The organism is Agromyces mediolanus (assembly GCF_023715325.1).
Taxonomy (GTDB): Bacteria; Actinomycetota; Actinomycetes; order Actinomycetales; family Microbacteriaceae; genus Agromyces; species Agromyces mediolanus_A.
Genome location: NZ_JAMBNX010000001.1, coordinates 406,374 through 423,469 on the forward strand (window position 1 = coordinate 406,374; position 17,096 = coordinate 423,469).

18 protein-coding genes are annotated in these 17,096 nt (G+C 71.2%); all 18 read left to right on the forward strand.

What is annotated here, in order from left to right; all coding sequences use genetic code 11:
- The 18 genes from M3147_RS01895 to M3147_RS01980 all read left to right on the forward strand — a co-directional run bounded on the left by M3147_RS01895 (position 1) and on the right by M3147_RS01980 (position 16,927).
- A complete protein-coding gene (locus M3147_RS01895) occupies positions 1 to 1,059 on the forward strand; it encodes a type II glyceraldehyde-3-phosphate dehydrogenase (RefSeq protein ID WP_251201790.1) in 1,059 nt (352 codons plus the stop codon).
- Positions 1,049 to 1,333, forward strand: coding sequence for a DUF2933 domain-containing protein (locus M3147_RS01900; RefSeq protein WP_033107642.1), 285 nt, complete (start codon positions 1,049 to 1,051; stop codon positions 1,331 to 1,333). The genes M3147_RS01895 and M3147_RS01900 overlap by 11 nt, the downstream gene beginning before the upstream one ends.
- Entirely contained in the window at positions 1,330 to 2,349 is a 1,020-nt protein-coding gene (locus M3147_RS01905) for a DMT family transporter (protein WP_091344499.1), read from the forward strand. The genes M3147_RS01900 and M3147_RS01905 overlap by 4 nt, the downstream gene beginning before the upstream one ends.
- Complete coding sequence (locus M3147_RS01910) at positions 2,346 to 3,869, forward strand: multicopper oxidase family protein (RefSeq protein WP_099194866.1); 1,524 nt, start codon at positions 2,346 to 2,348, stop codon at positions 3,867 to 3,869. The genes M3147_RS01905 and M3147_RS01910 overlap by 4 nt, the downstream gene beginning before the upstream one ends.
- Entirely contained in the window at positions 3,866 to 4,996 is a 1,131-nt protein-coding gene (locus M3147_RS19460) for a helix-turn-helix transcriptional regulator (protein ID WP_251201791.1), read from the forward strand. The genes M3147_RS01910 and M3147_RS19460 overlap by 4 nt, the downstream gene beginning before the upstream one ends.
- Before the next feature lie 173 nt (positions 4,997 to 5,169).
- Positions 5,170 to 6,066: a bifunctional DNA primase/polymerase gene (locus tag M3147_RS01920; RefSeq protein ID WP_150447135.1), complete on the forward strand. Its 897-nt coding sequence runs from the start codon at positions 5,170 to 5,172 to the stop codon at positions 6,064 to 6,066.
- 29 nt (positions 6,067 to 6,095) lie between these two features.
- Complete coding sequence (locus M3147_RS01925; protein WP_251201792.1) at positions 6,096 to 6,716, forward strand: DUF2637 domain-containing protein; 621 nt, start codon at positions 6,096 to 6,098, stop codon at positions 6,714 to 6,716.
- Positions 6,713 to 7,129, forward strand: a complete 417-nt coding sequence (locus M3147_RS01930) for a hypothetical protein (protein WP_150447137.1) — start codon at positions 6,713 to 6,715, stop codon at positions 7,127 to 7,129. Before M3147_RS01925 ends, M3147_RS01930 begins: the two co-directional genes overlap by 4 nt.
- A 92-nt stretch (positions 7,130 to 7,221) precedes the next feature.
- A complete protein-coding gene (locus M3147_RS01935; RefSeq protein ID WP_150447138.1) occupies positions 7,222 to 8,058 on the forward strand; it encodes a hypothetical protein in 837 nt (278 codons plus the stop codon).
- Positions 8,055 to 9,134, forward strand: a complete 1,080-nt coding sequence (locus tag M3147_RS01940) for a ParB N-terminal domain-containing protein (protein ID WP_251201793.1) — start codon at positions 8,055 to 8,057, stop codon at positions 9,132 to 9,134. Before M3147_RS01935 ends, M3147_RS01940 begins: the two co-directional genes overlap by 4 nt.
- A 34-nt stretch (positions 9,135 to 9,168) precedes the next feature.
- A complete protein-coding gene (locus M3147_RS01945; protein WP_251201794.1) occupies positions 9,169 to 9,861 on the forward strand; it encodes a hypothetical protein in 693 nt (230 codons plus the stop codon).
- A 4-nt stretch (positions 9,862 to 9,865) separates the two neighbouring features.
- Positions 9,866 to 11,038, forward strand: coding sequence for a M23 family metallopeptidase (locus M3147_RS01950; RefSeq protein ID WP_308201033.1), 1,173 nt, complete (start codon positions 9,866 to 9,868; stop codon positions 11,036 to 11,038).
- Positions 11,038 to 11,304: a DUF6112 family protein gene (locus M3147_RS01955; protein WP_251201795.1), complete on the forward strand. Its 267-nt coding sequence runs from the start codon at positions 11,038 to 11,040 to the stop codon at positions 11,302 to 11,304. The genes M3147_RS01950 and M3147_RS01955 overlap by 1 nt, the downstream gene beginning before the upstream one ends.
- A 71-nt stretch (positions 11,305 to 11,375) precedes the next feature.
- Positions 11,376 to 11,645, forward strand: a complete 270-nt coding sequence (locus M3147_RS01960) for a DUF6112 family protein (protein WP_045249057.1) — start codon at positions 11,376 to 11,378, stop codon at positions 11,643 to 11,645.
- A gap of 34 nt (positions 11,646 to 11,679) precedes the next feature.
- Positions 11,680 to 13,086, forward strand: a complete 1,407-nt coding sequence (locus M3147_RS01965; protein WP_251201796.1) for a conjugal transfer protein TrbL — start codon at positions 11,680 to 11,682, stop codon at positions 13,084 to 13,086.
- A gap of 3 nt (positions 13,087 to 13,089) precedes the next feature.
- Positions 13,090 to 14,562, forward strand: a complete 1,473-nt coding sequence (locus M3147_RS01970; RefSeq protein ID WP_251201797.1) for an SCO6880 family protein — start codon at positions 13,090 to 13,092, stop codon at positions 14,560 to 14,562.
- Between the two features lie 53 nt (positions 14,563 to 14,615).
- The gene (locus M3147_RS01975; RefSeq protein WP_251201798.1) at positions 14,616 to 15,413 is read left to right on the forward strand and encodes a hypothetical protein; all 798 of its coding nucleotides are present in this window, start codon (positions 14,616 to 14,618) and stop codon (positions 15,411 to 15,413) included.
- Positions 15,410 to 16,927, forward strand: coding sequence for an ATP-binding protein (locus M3147_RS01980; RefSeq protein WP_251201799.1), 1,518 nt, complete (start codon positions 15,410 to 15,412; stop codon positions 16,925 to 16,927). The genes M3147_RS01975 and M3147_RS01980 overlap by 4 nt, the downstream gene beginning before the upstream one ends.
- Positions 16,928 to 17,096 lie beyond the last annotated feature (169 nt).

Sequence of the window (17,096 nt, forward strand, 5' to 3'; positions counted from 1 at the left end):
ATGAACACCATTCGAGTCGGCGTCAACGGCTACGGCGTCATCGGCAAGCGCGTCGCCGACGCGGTCCTGCTGCAGTCGGACATGGACCTGGTCGGCGTCGCGGACATCGCCACCGACTGGCGGATCAAGTCCGCAGCGAACCGCCTGCCCGTGTTCGCCTCCACCATCGAGGCGCAGCAGGCCATGCGGGGCGCCGACGTGCCCGCACGGGGAGTGCTCGACGACCTTCTCGCGCAGTGCGACGTCGTCGTCGACACCACCCCCAAGCATGTGGCAGCGGGAAACCTGGAGCGCTACCGCGCCCTCGGCGTCAAGGCAGTGCTCCAAGGGGGCGAGTCCCACTCCACCACCGGCCACTCCTTCGTCGCCCAAGCCAACTACGCCAGCGCCATCGGCAGGGACAGCACCCGGGTGGTCTCCTGCAACACCACCAGCATCGTGCGGATCCTCGGCGCGCTGGATGCGGCCGGACTCCTGCTGCGTGCCCGCGGGGTGCTCATCCGCCGCGCCACCGACCCGTGGGAATCGCACCTCGGCGGGATCATGAACACGATGGTCCCAGAACCGACCATCCCCTCTCATCAGGGCCCCGACGCACAGACCGTGCTCCCCGGACTCGATGTCGTCACCATCGCCGCCAAAGGCGCCCACACGCAGACCCACAGCCACTACTGGACGCTGCAACTGACCCGGGAGGCGACCCGCGACGAGGTGCTGGACGCCCTGCGCGCCGCGCCCCGCATCGCGTTCATCCGGATGTCCGACGGCCTGGTCGCCCTCAACTCCACCGTCGAGCTGATGCGCGATCTCGGCCGCCCCCGGGGAGACATGTGGGAGGTCGCCGTGTGGGAGGACCTGGTCACCGTGAACGGCAGCGAGGCCTACCTCGCCTACCAGGTCTACAACGAGGCCATCGTCGTGCCCGAGACGATCGACGCGATCCGCGCGCTGACGGGCACCGTCCCCGACGCCGCGACCTCGATCCGCCTCACCGACGAGAGCCTCGGCATGCGCCAGGACTTCCTCACACCGGCGGCGGAGCCCGACCATGACCGGTGACCACCAACCGCCCGCCGACCATCCCGGCGAAGGCGACCCGCGGCGACGGATGCCTGTGACGGCGTGGCTGATCATCGGGATCTCCGTGCTCGGGATCGCGATCTACCTGTTCATCGACCACCTTCCCCACGTCGTCGCAGTGCTGCCCTACGTCGCGATCATCGGCATGGCCGCCATGCACCTGTTCGGCCACCGCCACCACACCGGCGCCCACGACTCGAATCATCGACGCCACGGGGGCGACAGCGGGACCGACACGCGAGAGTCGTCGTGAACACCGTCGTCCGCCCCCTCGCGGACGCCAGCCGGCACGGGCACCCCCGACCGCTGCGGATGCTGTGGGTCACGCTCGCCTGGGGGTCGTGCTTCGTCGCGATCACCGTCGGCCTGCAAGACGCCCCGCCGCTGTGGCTCGCGGCACTGAGAGCCCTCATCGCCGGGGTCGCGCTCGCAACCGTCGCCGGCATCCAGCGGGCACCTCTTCCCCGCGACCCGAAGACATGGGCACTGATCGGCTGCCTCGGACTGGTGAACATCGCCCTGGCATTCGCGACGATGTTCGTCGCCGCGACCGGACTGTCGACCGGGATCGCCTCGGTGCTCGCCAACGCGCAGCCAATCCTGATCCTGCTGCCCGCGTGGTGGCTCTACCGCGAGCGTCCCACCCCCGCCGCGATCGCCGCGATCGGCCTGGGCTTCACCGGCCTACTCATCATCGTCCTTCCCTCCGGGCTCGGCACCGGAGCGTGGCTCTCACTGACCTCCGCCGCCGCGATCACCGCCGGCACCCTCATCGGCCGGATCGTGCACGCAGACGTCCGAGTCGTGGCGGCAGCTCAGCTGCTCATCGGAGGTGCGATCCTCGCCGGCACCGCAGCCGTCACAGAAGGGCCGCCCACGATCGACTGGAACATCCGGTTCATCCTCACCCTGCTGTTCCTATCACTGGTCGGCACCGCCGCCACCACGGTCGCCTGGTTCACCGAGATCGGACGTGCCCGGCTCGACCTCCTCGCCGCGTGGACGCTGCTCGTGCCGGTCTTCGGGATCCTGCTGTCGCTGCTGATCCTGCGCGAGGACCCGGGCCTGTGGGGCTGGATCGGGACCGTGATCGTGCTGATCGCAATGGCGTTGCTCGCCATCGGATCCAGGCGCTCAGAGCCCTCGGCCGTCACGGCAACCGGCAATCGTGCCCCACGAGCCTCCGCCGATCATGCGACGTCCGACCCGGACGGCCTCCCTGACGAAAACCACGGCCCGCGCTCCCGGCCGGAAAGGAAACAACGATGAACCCGTCGCCCGCCCCACGCCCCCGCTTCCTCCTAACTCGGCGAGGGTTCCTCGGCGTCAGCATTGGCGCCGTCGCGACGGTCGCGCTGGCATCCTGCGCGCCGGCGGCGAACTGGGTGCAGCCCGACGGCGCCCAGGTCCAAGGCGCCGAGCGGCGCCGCGGCGGCACCGGGAAGGTCACCACCGCGACCCTCACCGCCGCCCCGACCGTGCTGGACCTAGCCGGGGCGACCGCGCCGACCTGGGCGTTCGGGTCTGTTCCGGCGCCCGTGATCCGTCTCGGCGCCGGAGACACTCTGAAGGCCACCGTCCGGAACCAGCTCGAGGCGGACACCTCCGTGCACTGGCACGGGCTCGCGCTGCGCAACGACATGGACGGCGTCCCGCCGGTCACCCAGCAGCCCATCAAGGCCGGGGCCAGTTTCGACTACGAGTTCATCGCGCCCGATCCCGGCACCTACTGGTTCCACCCCCACGTCGGGGTGCAGCTGGACCGTGGCCTGTACGGGGCGCTGATCGTCGAGGACCCCGCCGAGCCCGGCGGGTACGAGGACGAGTGGGTCATCATCCTCGACGACTGGCTCGACGGCGTCACCGCCACCCCCGACGACGTCCTTGACGAGCTGTCCGCCGGGATGGGCGACATGGGCGGGATGGGCGACATGTTCATGCGGATGGGCAACACCCTCATGGGCGCCACCTCCGACCTGCTCGGCGGCGACGCCGGCGACGTCTACTATCCCCTCTACCTCGTCAACGGGAAGCCCCCCGCCGACCCGACCCAGTTCACCGGGCGGGCCGGCGAGAAGGTGCGGCTGCGGATCATCAACGCCGGCAGCGACACCGCGTTCCGCCTCGCCATCGGCGGTCACACGCTCACCATCACCAATACCGACGGATTCCCCGTGGAACCGGTCGAAGTCGACAGCATCCTCATCGGCATGGGCGAACGCTATGACGCGATCATTACCCTGGATGACGGCGCGTTCCCCCTCATCGCTCAGGCCGAGGGCAAACGCGATCGCGGTTTCGCCGTCATCCGCACCGGCAGCGCCGCGGCAGCACCGACGGCCGATGTGAGCATCCCGGAGCTCACTAGCAGCCGGATCGGGACCGCACAGCTGCTGACGTCAGATAGCAGCGTTGCGCTGTCCTCACGGCAGCCTGATCGGACCGTGGCGATCACTCTCACCGGAGGTATGGCCGAATACGACTGGGGCATCGACGGGCGACGGTTCGATATGAATCAGCCCCTCGACGGCGCGCACGAGATCCGCGAAGGCGAACGCGTCCGGTTCACGATCACTAATGACACCGAGATGTGGCACCCATTCCATCTACACGGTCACACCTACCAGCATGAAGGTGGCGGCCCGCGGAAAGACACGTCGATCATCCTGCCCAAGCAGACCCTCACCGTCGACTTCGACGCTGACAACCCAGGTCTCTGGGTCGCCCACTGCCACAACATCTACCACGCCGAAACCGGCATGACCACTGTCATCGGCTATCGGGCGTGACCACGGCGCAACCTTCCGGAGGCCACGGAACTGGTCGTGTCGATGAACGCGTGACGGCGCCATTGATCGGACGGGATGCGGTCCCACCCCTGCGGGATCGTGACGATACCGGCCGCGGCTACGTTATTGGCCGGCCGGCCGGTCCGCCGTTGTCGGCGGTGGAGAGCGTGCGCGCCGAACGCATCCACCCCGCCGTGTTTGGGCACGCCAAGATCGTCCACGTCCTCGAGGGCGCCGCACACATTGAGACAGCCACAGGCATCCACGAGTTGACACCGGGCTACGCGATGGCTCTCGGGGCCGGCATGTGGTGCTCAGTGCGCCCAGACCCGACTGTGCGGCTATGGACGCTCTACTTCGACGAGTCCTTCCTCCGCTCCCACATGCGATGGGTGCTCGCCGACACCACGCGCGTCCGTCCGGGCGTGCATCCTGACGCCTGGGACGGCTCGGCACTCGTGCTGCAGCCTGGCGTGGACATCCTGCACCGCATCGAACCGCTGTGGCGCCAGATCAGCCTCGTGAACGAGACCGCGCCACCGGAGGTCGCGACCACCCGACTGATCTCTCTGTTCTCCCGCGCCGTCGAGATTGCCCTACCGACGCTGCTCGCCGACGACGGCGCCGTGCCCGAGAGGTTCGTCCTCCCGGTGCGCGGCCGGCTCGCGCAGCCGCCAATCGCTCGCCCCGTGCGCCGCTCGGTCGTCCTGCTGCGCTCGCGCATGACCGAGCCGTGGACGGTCGGCAGGCTCGCCGCGGAGGTGGCCGTCTCCCGCGCCCATCTCACACGCGTTTTCACCCAGCAGGTCGGTGTCGCCCCCATGCGGTTCCTCATCGAGACCCGCCTGACGGAGTTCACGCGACTGATCGAGGAAACCGACCTGCCGATCGCCGATGCATCCCGGCAAGTCGGATGGAACGACGCGCGAGTTGCGGCAGTATGGTTCCGCAAGCGCTTCGGAATCACCCCCACGCAGTACCGGCGGCATCCGCACCCTTCTTGCACCGGCGCCATGCCGTGCGAGTCGTGCCGTGGTGTGTGCGCCCTCACTCCGGTCCTTGAGCCCGTAACTCGTGCGGTGTCGCGTGATTCGCGCCGCGACGCGCACATTCGGCGGCTTTCCTAGACGATCTCCGCGCCCTCCCGGTAGGCCGGGTTGATACGTCAGGTCCACCGCTGCGCCTGACGGGCGTACTCGCTGATCGTCCGTCTGCCTGCTGCGTGGTGAACCTCGCGCACCTCATAGTCGCAAGCCATGAAGCGAGCCCTGGTATCGGGGGCGTAGGGAGGAGGCCGGCTATGGACATCGGCGCCGTGCTACGCGCCGCCGCGGCGATGCCGCTGTCGGATGCGGCGAGGTCGTTCGCCCAGGCCGGCGTCCCCGTCTTCCCGTGCCGGCGTCTGGGGAAGGAGCCGCGCACCGAGCACGGGTTCCATGACGCGAGCGCCGAGTTGCGACAGGTGGCCGCGTGGTGGCGGCGCTGGCCGACCGCGAACATCGGCGTGCCGACCGGCGCGGTCTCGGGCTTCGAGGTGGTCGACGTCGACGTCCACCCGGCCGGAACCGGATACGCCGCGTTCGGGCGAGCGCAGCGCGAGGGCCTGGTCGACGGATGGGCCGCGCTCGTGCGCACCCCGTCCGGCGGGCTGCACGCCTACTACCCGGCAAGCCCGGACGATCCGCACCGTTCCTGGCAGGCGCCGGCCGCGCACATCGACTTCCGTGGCGACGGCGGCTACATCGTCGTGCCGCCCTCAACGGTGATCGGGCGGGCTGGGAAGCGCTCCTATACGGTGGTCGCCACCGCGACCTCCGACGGCGCGCCGGTCGACGCGCGCGCCTTGCGGGAGCTGCTGGACCCGCGCCCCGAGCCGGTCCCGTGGGCGGGGCCGCGGGAGCGCGTCGGAGACCTCGACCCCGATCGGCTGGCACGCTGGGTTGCCGCGCGCGGTGAGGGCGAACGCAACCGTGCCCTGTTCTGGGCCGCGTGCCGCGCCGCCGAGGCCGGCGTCCCCTCCGCCGACGCCCACGCCGTCCTTGGGCCGGCTGCCGAACGCGCCGGCTTGCCGGTTCCCGAGATCACTACGACGATCCGCTCCGCGTATCGCATCGCACACCCGCAGGCCGCGGCCCGGCCCGTGCCTGCCGGAATGTCCCCGGTCGCTGTGCAGCCCTCGATCCGGGCGGTCTTGTGAACGGTCAGCCCCAGGTGCGGCGATTCGTTGTGGGCACCGCCATCGCGGGCACGGTGTTCATCGCGATCGGCGCGTTCTGGCTGTCCTTCACGGCGCTGGCGGATCTGGCGCGCCGCTCCGGGATCGACGACGCGCAGGCGTGGGCGTGGCCGCTCATCGTGGACGGCATCATCGTCGTCGCCACGGTCGCGGTCGTCGCCCTGGCCGGGCAGCGAACGGCCTGGTATCCGTGGTTGTTGCTGATGGCCGGGGCGCTCGTGTCGGTCACCGCGAACGCGATCCACGCGATTGTCGCCGCCGATGCCGACGTGCCGGCGGTGCTCGCCGCCTCCGTGGCCGCCGTGCCGCCGCTGGTGCTGCTGGCGATCACCCATCTCACCGTCGTCCTCACCCGCGCGCGCCCGGTCGGCCCGTCCGAGCAGAGCGTCGCCGAGCCCGCGCTCGCGGTCGAGGTCGAGCCGGTCGCGGAGGCGGACCCGCCGACGTCCGGGCGGGAGCTCGCGGTGGTGCTGCGGGATGAGGGCTGGTCGAACAAGCGGATCGCCCGGCACGTCGGCGTGCATCCCTCGACTGTCGGACGGTGGCTCGGAGCGCGTACCTCTCCGATAGCCATCACCGCGACCGCCGACACGGAAGGAACGCAACCATGATCGACGCGATCCGAGACGCGCAGCCGCCTCACGACAAATCGCGTGAGGCCGGCTCGCAGCCGACCCGCGCCCCCATCGAGCGGCCAGAGCCGGACGTCTCCGAGTTCGCGGTGCATGGCGACCCGTCCCGTCAGGCCGTTCCGGGACCGGCTCCGGCTGCGGCGTCGGGGCGCAGCACGGTCGCGTGGGTGCGGCCGACCGATCTGTTCGTCAGCCTGAGCGGGCGCGCCTCGGGCCGGGGCATCGACTTCCAGGCGGAGTTGGCACGCCGGACCCGCCGGCTGCCGTCGAACGCAGTCGCGGTGTCCCGTCGCGGGATCGCGCGGCGTTCGCACCGGCTCGCCCCGGTGACCGCGTTCGGTGTGAACACCCCGGCCGCACAGACCTCGCTCGAACCCCTCGAGCTGAAGTAGGCCGGAGCCCCAGCATGCACCGCTTCCCCAGCGTCCGGCCGGCCGCTGGGGAGCGTCCGTGTACCTGCCTGACGTACAGGAGGTGCCCGATCATGCTGCAAACCACTCAGCCCGCGTTCGCCACGAGCGAGGGACTTCGCGTCCTGCTCGTCCGCCTGCACGACGCCGGCCCCGGCGCCTGGCGCACCGACCCGGAGGCGGCGGCGCTGATGCAGTACACGATCCGCAAGTACGCGGGCCTGGCCCGCAAGCACCGCCAGGAGCCCGAGGACGCAGCCCCGGCCGCGTTCGATGCGATGCGCACGTCCTCGGTGCGCGGCGCCGACGACCCCTGGGCGGTTGTCACCCGCGCCGTGGACATCACCCTGAAGGCCGACGAGCAGGCCGCCGGGATGCTGTGCTCCACCCATCAGGCGCGACGCGCAGAATACTCCGGCTTCCATGAGGCCGAGCGGTTCTCCGACCGGGAGACCTCGATCACCGAGTACCACCCGGCGTTCCGCGTCGAGGCGCCCGAGGACACGGACGACGAGAGCGACGACCGCTCCGAGCAGGCCCGCCGCGCCCTCGAGGAGACCATCGCCTTGTTCGTCGCGTTGGACTGGCCCGAGGACGTCACCCGCGCGTCGATCGAGTACATCAGCGGACGGCTCATCGAGACCGGATCGCGGCGGGCTGCCTACGAGTCGTTGCGTCGGGACAAGCACGCCCGCGCGCTGCTGGATATGCCGCGGGTGTCGTGGACGACGCTGCTACGCGTCGTGCTTGGTAGCCCTGACCCGACTCTGGTGGCCACGAACACCGGCCGCGGGGTGCTGCTGCGTCTGACCCGCGGGTATCCGGTCGCCGAGATCGCCGCCGACGACGACCTGGCGCTGACGATCATCCTCGCCAACCCGATCACCGTGCGCGGTGGCGAGCTGACATGAGCACGAGCGACCCGACCGCGGGACACATCGAACTGGAATGGTCGCTCGACGCGATCCGCATGGGCTACCGGCACCGGCAAGAGCAGGGCGACATCCCCGGCCTGGCCGAGTCGATCCGCCGGCAAGGGTTCCTGCACCCGCTGACGATCACCCCCGACGGGTTGCTGATCTGCGGCGGGCGCCGCTACCTGGCAGCGCAGTACCTCGGGCTGAAGACCGTGAACGTGTGGGTGCGCACCGGGATCTCCGACAAGCTCTCTCTGCTGCTGGCCGAGCAGGACGAGAACCAGCTGCGCCTGGACTACACCGACCTGGAGAAAGCGTCCCTGTACCGGGAGCTGCGCGCCGAGCTCGCCGCGGACGCCGCACGCCGCCAGGAGGCCACCCGGTTCACCTCCGAAGGAAGAAACCCCAGGTCAGACGGTGCCGCCGAATCGACGGCACCGCACGGGGAGGCGGGGGACGTCCGTGAGCGGGCGGCGCTGATGGTCACCGGCAAGAAGGGGTACACGAAGCTGGAGCAGATCGGACGCTTGGAGGAGCTGGCCGCCGACGACGCCCAGCCGGCGTCCGTGCGCGAGCGCGCCCAGGCCGGCTTGGACGCGATCGGCCAGGGCGGACCCGTCAGCCCGGCCTACCGGCGCGCGCAGGCCGAGCAGTCCCTCGCCGAGCTGGAGCGCCTGGCCGAGGACGACACCGAGCCCGGCGGCGTGCGTGACGCGGCGGCCCGTGCGCTGGCGCGGCTGCGCGGCCAGCAATCCACCGTGCGCGCAGCGGAGCTGGAGCGGGTCGCTGCCGACACCCTGGCCCGTGTCCGTGCCGCCACCAAGCGCCGACCGGGCCGGCCGCACCCGGTCCCAGGGCAGGGGCAGGACGAGCCGGCGCGTTATCCAGTGCGGGTGTTCGTCGCCACGGTCGATGACTTGGCCGGCTTCACGTCGCACTTCGATCCGGCCGAACTCGCCGCCACGCTCGACGACGAACAGTGGGCCGAGTTCGAGGCCGTCCTCGACGCGCTGAACGAGCTGGCCGAGCAGATGCGCTCGGCGCGCACGCGTCGCCTGATCGCGCTGTGACCGTGCGCGGGGATGCCCCGCGCACCTGGACAGCATGGAGCTGACCCCTCGACCCGGACGCCGGCTACGCGTCATCCTTGCGCTGGTCGCCGCCGGCCTGCTGCTGATCCTGGCCGGCGTCGGCGTGTACGGGCTGCTGGCCGGTCCCCGCCGCGACGCCCCAGTCGACCCGCCGCCGAGCACCTCATCCACGCCTGCCCCGGTCGAGACATTCCCCGCCGCGGACGAGCCCGCCGCGCTGCGGCTCACGCACGACCCCGAGCGGTTCGCCCGCTCGGTCGCGGCGACCCTGTTCACCTGGGACGCCGGCGCCAGCTACGGACCGCTGGACATCGCCGACGTGCTGCTGGAGGCCGCCGAGACGACCACCGGGGAGCAGAACGGCCTCGCCTCCGACATCGCCGGCTACTTGCCGACGACTTCGGCGTGGGCGCAGCTGCGCGGCTACGCCACGAGGCAGAGCCTCACCATCGACAGCATCGGCGTCCCGGACGGCTGGGCCGACGCGCTCGCGCAGGCCCGCCCCGGCCAACTGCTGCCGGGCACGACGGCGTTCACGATCGACGCGACCCGGCACCGCACCGGCATCTGGAACGGGCAGCAGATCACCTCCGAGCATCCGGTCGCGTTCACCGCGTTCATCGTGTGTTCGCCGCCCGCGCCGGAGTTCTCCACCGGGCCGTGCCGACTGCTGCGCCTGTCCCAGCTCGACAACCCGCTGCGGTGACGGCATGAAGAAGCTCGCCATCACCCTCGCGCTGCTGATCTTCGTCGGCCTCTCCCCGGCGCTGCTGGCGGTCGGACTGCTGATGACCCCCGCCGCCCAGGCTGCAGCGTGCCTGCCCGGCTCCCTGACGGTCGGGGCCATCCCCGACGAGCTGACTGCCACCGCAGCCGACGGCACCTCGATCACGCTGACGCGCACGCAACTGACCCATGCGGCCACGATCATCACGGTCGGCGGGCGCACCAGCGGCGTGGGCGCGCCCGGCGTCGTCATCGCCCTGATGGCGGCGCTCACCGAGTCCCGGCTGCGGATGCTCGCCAACACCGGCGCCTACCCCGAGTCCGGCGACTACCCGAACGACGGCAACGGGGCCGACCACGACAGCCTCGGCCTGTTCCAGATGCGGCCCGCCTCCGGGTGGGGAACCGTCGCCGAGCTGATGGACCCCGACTACCAGGCGCGCGCGTTCTACGGCGGGCCGGACGGCCCCAACTACCCGAGCCCGAGGGGTCTGCTCGACATCCCCGGCTGGCAGCAGATGGACCCCGGCGAGGCGGCGCAGGCAGTCGAGGTCAGCGCCTACCCGGATCGCTATCAGAACTACCGACCCGTCGCCGAGACGATCCTGCGTGTGCTGACCGCACCGCCGCGCGGAGGCGCAGGCGGTTTGGCCACGCCGATCGTGCTCGAGACCACGAGGGTCGTGTTCCCGCTTCCGACCGGGACATGGGTGCGCACCGACCCATTCGGGATGCGTGTTCACCCGATCACCGGCGAGCGGTCGATGCACACCGGCACCGACTTCGCCGCCGCCGACGGCACCCCGATCTTCGCGATCGCCGACGGCATGGTCACCCACGCCGGCTACTCCGGTGGTTACGGCGGGCTCATCGTCATCGAGCACACCGTGGGCGGGCAGCGGGTCGCCTCGGCCTATGCGCACATGTGGGAGAACGGCATCTATGTCGCCAACGGGCAGACGGTCAGCGCCGGGCAGCACATCGGCGACGTCGGCTCCTCCGGACAGTCCACCGGCCCGCACCTGCACTTCGAGATCCGCGAAGGCGGCGGGGGCGGCACCGCCGTCGACTCGGAGCCGTGGCTGGCCGAGCGCGGCGCGCTCGACCTGGACGCCGCCAGCACCTCCGCATGCAGGCCGAGCCCGGAGGCTGCCTGATGGACGTGTTCCCCGACTTCGGCGCCACCGCCGGCGCGGCGGACCTGCCCCAAGTCATCGGCGCCCTGCTGATGTTCGTGCTCGTCATCGCCGTGCTGATGCTCGTCGTCTGCGCGATCACCTGGGCGCTCGCCGCCTCGCACGGTAACTACCAAACCGCCACACGCGCCCGAACCGGGCTGCTCGTCGCGATCGGCACCGCCGTGCTCGCCGGAGCCGGCGTCGCCTGGCTGAACTGGCTCATCACCCTCGGCTCCGGGCTCTGAAGCCCCGGTGGGATGTGCCGCGCACCTGACTCGCGAGAACACATCCCTCGCGAACGTCAAGGAGTCCCACCGTGATCGACATCGACCCCAACGGCACCGGCCTGCCCGGTATCGAGCAGCTGCGCACCATCGTCGGCGCGATCATGACGGTAGGTCTCATCCTGAGCGTCCTGGCCCTGATCGTCTCCGCGATCATCTGGGGCTTCGGCGCGAACAGCAGCAACCCCCACCTGGCCTCGCGCGGCAAGGTCGGCGTCCTGGTCAGCTGCGGTGCCGCGATCATCTGCGGCGCGAGCGTCACCCTCATCAACTTCTTCTGGAACGTGGGCCAGAGCGTATGAGGAGCCGCGCGAGCGCGCACCGGGAGCGGCGCTCATGAGCGTGTGCGACATCCCCGTCATCTCCAGCGTCTGCGATGCCGTCGGCGAGGGCGTCGCCTCCCTGGTCGCGGCCCCATTCGATTGGCTCGCCCAGGCGATGGGCGCCGCCGCCGGGTGGCTATTCCAAGCCGTGTGGGGCGTGTTCGACACCACCACCCTCGTCGACGTCACCGGCGCCGAGTACGTCGGCGTCTACAACCTCCTGTTCGGCGTCGCGATCTTCGTGATGCTCGTCTTCTTCTGCCTCCAGCTCATCACCGGCCTGATCCGCCGCGACCCCGGCGCCCTCCCGCGCGCCGCCCTCGGGCTGGCGAAATCCGTGCTCGGCTCCTTCGTCGCCCTCACCCTGACCGGAACGCTGCTGGAGATCACCGATCAGCTGTGCATCGGCATCGTCCAGGCAACCGGCAACTCCATGCAGGACATGGGCGACAAGATCGCCCTTCTGGGTGGCGCGCTCGCCGGCATCAACATCGCCGCGCCCGGTGTCGGGGCGATCATCACCATCTTCTTGGCGGGCCTGGCGATCTCCGCCGCCGCCATCGTGTGGTTCTCCCTGCTCGTGCGCAAAGCCCTCCTGCTGGTCGCGATCGTGTTCGCTCCGGTCGCCCTCGCCGGAGCATCGTGGGATGCGACCCGTGGCTGGTTCGGCAAGTGGGCGACCTTCGTGCTCGCCCTGATCCTGTCCAAGCTCGTCCTGGTCGTCGTGTTCCTCGTCGCCATCGCCCAGGTCTCCCAGCCGATCGACCTCGACCTCGCCTCCATCAGCGACCCGATCGCCGGCGTCGTCCTCATGCTGGTGGCCGCGTTCGCGCCGTACATGACGTACAAGTTCATCTCCTTCGTCGGGTTCGACATGTACCACGCGATGTCGGCCGAGCAGGAGGCGAAATCGGCCATGAACAGGCCCGTGCCCGTGCCGACCGGAGGTGGTAACGGGGCGTCCCCGAAGAAGATCCTCGACGGCGGCGACGCCCCCTCCGGCGGCGGCCGGCCCCCTGCGCCCACCGGGCAGCCGTCGACCGGAGGCGGAGGCGGAGCGGCGGCCGGAGGCGCGGCGCCCGCCGCGGGCGGCGGTGCCGCCACAAGCTCAGGCGCCGGGGCCGGTGCCGCGGCGGGAGGTGGAGCCGCAGCCGGCGGCGCCGCCGCCGCAGGGCCGGTCGGTGCGGCCGTCGTCGTCGGTGCCAAGGTCGCCGGCGCCGCAGCGACCGCAGGCCCGAAGGCCGGCAACGCCGTCGCCGCCGCCGCCGGAGGACACGCGGACGCCGCCGAGCCGGCCACGACCCCACCGAGCACCCCACCCGCCCCGGCCGCGCCGTCACGGCCGGCCGCGCCCGCATCGCCGCCGCCGCGCCAGCCCGACCCGCCGGCGCGCCCGCAGCCCCCGGCGAAGAAGGAGTAGGTCATGGCATCCCGAACCCGCGCCGGCCATCGCGACGAGCCCGAACTGCACCCGGTCAAGTTCTCCCGACTCACCCGCCGCGGCGTGCTGCTGGGCCTGTCGCTGTCGCAACTGCTCGTGCTCGCCGTCGCGGCCCTGTCGATCGTCGTCGCCCTCTACATGGGCGGCGGCGTGCTGCTGGCCTACGCCGCCCCAATCTGCCTGCTCTGCGCCGTGCTGGCCTGGGTGCCGGCCGGCGGCCGGAAGCTCATCGAGTGGGTGCCGATCGCGCTGCGCTGGATCTGGCGCACCACCGGCGGGCAGCTCATGTTCCACGCCCGGATCGTCAAGCCACGCCCGGCGGGCACCCTCGCCCTTCCCGGCGACGCCGCGGCGCTGCGCGAGTACCTCGACCCGGCCACCGACGCGGCGATGATCCACGACCCGCATGCCCAGACGCTGACGGCGGTGCTGACCGTCACCCATCCGGCGTTCGTGCTGCTGGACCCCAGCGAGCAGGAGCGCCGCGTCACCGGATGGGGCCGGGTGCTCGCGACCTGCTGCCGCTCGGGACGGCTCGCCCGCGTGCAGGTGCTGGAGCGGACGCTGCCGGACTCCGGCAGCGGTCTGGCCGAGTGGTGGGCCGAGCACGGCCGCGCCGACGGCTCATGGACCTCGAACACCTACGCCGAGCTCATCGACCGGGCCGGCCCCGCCGGGGAACGGCACGCCACGACCCTCTCGGTCGCGCTCGACCTGCGCACCTCGGCCCGCGCGATCCGCACCGCCGGCGGCGGGATGAAGGGCGCCGCCGCGGTGCTGCGACAGGAGATGACCACCCTGACGGCGGCGCTGCGCGCCGCCGACCTGACCCCCTCCGAGTGGGCCGGTCCCGGCGAGATCGCCGTGATGCTGCGCTCGGCGTATGACCCCGCCGTCGCGGCGACCCTGGAACGACACCGCGACCTCGGCCGTGACCTCGCCACAGCCGGCCCCGTCGCGATCACCGAGAGCTGGCAGCACCTGCGCTCGGACTCCGCCTTCCACGCCGTGCTGTGGATCACCGAATGGCCCAGGTCGCTGGTGTATCCGGGGTTCCTCGCCCCGATCCTGCTGTCCTCGGGCGTGCGGCGCGCGTTCTCGCTGATCGCGACCCCGATCCGCTCCGACCAGGCCGCCCGCGACATCCGTAAAAAGAAGACCGAGTACATCAGCGACGCGCACCAGCGTCAGCGGATCGGTCAGATCGAGGATGCGCAGCAGTCCGCTGAGTTCGAGGACGTCCTCCAGCAGGAAGCGGACCTGACGAGCGGCCACGGCGTCCTGCGCTACACGGGCCTGATTGCCGTATCCGCGCCGACGCTCGATGAGCTGGAGGCGGCCGTTTCCGCCCTCGAGCAGGCCGCGATCCAGGCGTCGTGCGAGACGCGCCGCCTGGTCGGGCTGCAGGCCGCGGCGTTCGCCGCCGCCGCGCTGCCGCTGTGCCGCACCGTCTGACCGGCCGTGCGCACCTGTCCTCCGACACGCCAACCCATCGTGAGGACAACGCCATGCCGACTCTGACCGACCCGCTCGCGGATGCCGCGGAGAGCGCCGCCGCGCTGCGCGGTCTCGCGCACGCCACGCGGGACATGCCCCCGACCAGCACTTACCCGGTGCTTGGCGAGCTGATCGCCGGCACCCGGTCGCTGCGGCAGGTGCTCGATCAGCTCACCCGCAGCCACGTCGACGCGCACGAGCTCGCCCGCACCGACGACGGTGACCCGTTCCTCGGCCGGGTCTACGCGCTCGCCGCCGCGGACGCACTCAACCTCGCCGCAAACGCGCTCGACGAGGTGCAGGTGCGGCTCGACCTGGCCTCGCAGCACGCCTCCCGCATCGCCTGGCAGCCTGCCAGCCTCGACCCGGCCGGTCTCGCCGGCGCCGCCCCGACCCATGCACCGGAGAAGGCGACCTCCCGGTGGGTGAGCGTCGTGTTCCTGCAAGGCGAGGAGGCCGACGAGGTGCTGACCCTCATCGACCGCGAGGGTCCCGACGCGGCCGTTGCGCACCTGGCGCGGTGGGACTACGGCCAGGAGACGACCGACGCGGCGCTGGTCAACGGCTACGTCTACGACGCCCCGCCCGTCGGTGCGCTGGACCGCACGGTCACCGTCGAGGGATACGCGCTGACGTACAACCCGACCCTCGGTCACGTCGGCCTGCTGCGCGCGCACGACGTCGCGCCCGACCCGGCGCTCGCCGAGCCCGCGCCCCTCACGCAGGCCGGCAGGGGGCGGCCCGCCGACCCGGAGTGGTTCGGTGCCGCTCCGCAAGCCGCACGGCCGGGTCAGGGCCTCGCGCTGTGAGCGGCCAGGACGACGACCGCCTGCACACCAGCGTGCTCGTCTCCCCGCAGAACGAGCGCCGCAAGCACCGCAAGGCGCGCCAGCGTGCCGCCGCGGAGTTGATCGCCGAGCAGCAACGCACCCGCAAGCTGCAAGCGCAGCAACGCTGGGAAACCGAGCGCGACGAACGCCGCCGCACCACCTACCTGCCACCCGCCGGGGAGGCCGGCCCGGCTGCGCTACGCACCCCCGGCCGGCTGCGGCTGCCGCGCCATCAGGACACCTCGGCGACGCTCGCCGGGGCGTATCCCTTCCTCGCCGAAGGCGGCCTCGGGTCCGCAGGCGTGTTCGTCGGCCAGGATCTCTACTCCGGCGGCAGCTTCGTCTACGACCCGTGGGTCTTGTACGCGCGCGGGGTCATCACCGCTCCGAACATCGTCGTGGCCGGCATCGTCGGCTCCGGCAAGTCCTCCCTGGTGAAGTCCCTCTACACGAGGTCGATCGCGTTCGGGCGCAGGGTCTACGTGCCCGGCGACCCCAAGGGAGAGCACACGGCGGTCGCCGAGGCCGTCGGCGGGAAAGCGATCGTGCTCGGGCACGGGCTGCGCAATCGGCTGAATCCGCTGGATGAGGGGCACCGGCCCTCGGACGTGTCCGACAGCGAATGGGCGACCCAGGTCGCTGCACGCCGCCGCGATCTGATCGGCGCGCTGACGGAGACCGTGCTGGATCGGCGGCTGACGCCCCTGGAGCACACCGCGATCGACCTCGCCCTGGCCGATGCGGTGCGCTCGGCCGAGACCCCGATCCTGCCGATGGTCGTCGACCGCATCCTCAACCCCGCCGCCGCCGACGACTCGGACGGGCGCCTCGCCGAGGACGGACGGCTCGCCGGGCACGCTCTGCGCCGGCTGGTCGCCGGCGACCTCGCTGGGTTGTTCGACGGCCCCTCCACGGTGACGTTCGACCCGTCCCTGCCGATGGTCAGCCTTGATCTGTCCCGCGTCGCGGAGAACAGCACCCTCATCAGCGTCCTGATGACCTGCTCGTCCGCGTGGATGGAAGCGGCGCTGCTAGACCCCAACGGCGGGCAGCGGTGGGTGATCTACGACGAGGCATGGCGGCTCATGTCCCATGCGCCGCTGCTGCGCCGCATGGACGCCCAATGGCGCCTCGCTCGGCACTACGGCATCGCGAACGCGCTCGTGTTCCACAAGCTCACCGACCTCGACAACGTGGGCGACAGCGGCTCGGCGATGCGCGCCCTGGCATCCTCGCTGCTCGCCAACGCGGAGACGCGGATCATCTACCGCCAGGAAAGCGACCAGCTCGGCATCACCGGCGAAATCCTCGGGCTGACCGGCACCGAGCAGAAACTGCTGCCCACCCTCGGCACTGGGCAAGGGCTGTGGCGGGTCAAGGATCACTCCTACGTCACGCAGCATCAGCTGCATCCGGCCGAGCTCGAACTGTTCAACACGGCCACGCGCATGACCGGGGAACCCCGTAAGTTCACGATTCCTGAAGTCGGTTGATGCAGGAACTCACGGCATGAGGGCCTGGTTCAGGGTATCTGGGGCCGTGAGTTCCGTGGCTTGTAGGGGGGTGATGGTTGTGTCGATGCGGACGGCAGGATCGGCGGGCTGTGCAAGACCGTGATCGGCGTGGGGCTCAGATACGTCAGCGCCTGCTGTATAGTCATCT

Coding starts and splice junctions, on each gene's coding strand:
- M3147_RS01895 (WP_251201790.1), top strand. CDS start 1: ATGAACACCATTCGAGTCGGCGTCAACGGCTACGGCGTCATCGGCAAG.
- M3147_RS01900 (WP_033107642.1), top strand. CDS start 1,049: ATGACCGGTGACCACCAACCGCCCGCCGACCATCCCGGCGAAGGCGAC.
- M3147_RS01910 (WP_099194866.1), top strand. CDS start 2,346: ATGAACCCGTCGCCCGCCCCACGCCCCCGCTTCCTCCTAACTCGGCGA.
- M3147_RS01920 (WP_150447135.1), top strand. CDS start 5,170: ATGGACATCGGCGCCGTGCTACGCGCCGCCGCGGCGATGCCGCTGTCG.
- M3147_RS01930 (WP_150447137.1), top strand. CDS start 6,713: ATGATCGACGCGATCCGAGACGCGCAGCCGCCTCACGACAAATCGCGT.
- M3147_RS01935 (WP_150447138.1), top strand. CDS start 7,222: ATGCTGCAAACCACTCAGCCCGCGTTCGCCACGAGCGAGGGACTTCGC.
- M3147_RS01940 (WP_251201793.1), top strand. CDS start 8,055: ATGAGCACGAGCGACCCGACCGCGGGACACATCGAACTGGAATGGTCG.
- M3147_RS01945 (WP_251201794.1), top strand. CDS start 9,169: ATGGAGCTGACCCCTCGACCCGGACGCCGGCTACGCGTCATCCTTGCG.
- M3147_RS01950 (WP_308201033.1), top strand. CDS start 9,866: ATGAAGAAGCTCGCCATCACCCTCGCGCTGCTGATCTTCGTCGGCCTC.
- M3147_RS01955 (WP_251201795.1), top strand. CDS start 11,038: ATGGACGTGTTCCCCGACTTCGGCGCCACCGCCGGCGCGGCGGACCTG.
- M3147_RS01965 (WP_251201796.1), top strand. CDS start 11,680: ATGAGCGTGTGCGACATCCCCGTCATCTCCAGCGTCTGCGATGCCGTC.
- M3147_RS01970 (WP_251201797.1), top strand. CDS start 13,090: ATGGCATCCCGAACCCGCGCCGGCCATCGCGACGAGCCCGAACTGCAC.
- M3147_RS01975 (WP_251201798.1), top strand. CDS start 14,616: ATGCCGACTCTGACCGACCCGCTCGCGGATGCCGCGGAGAGCGCCGCC.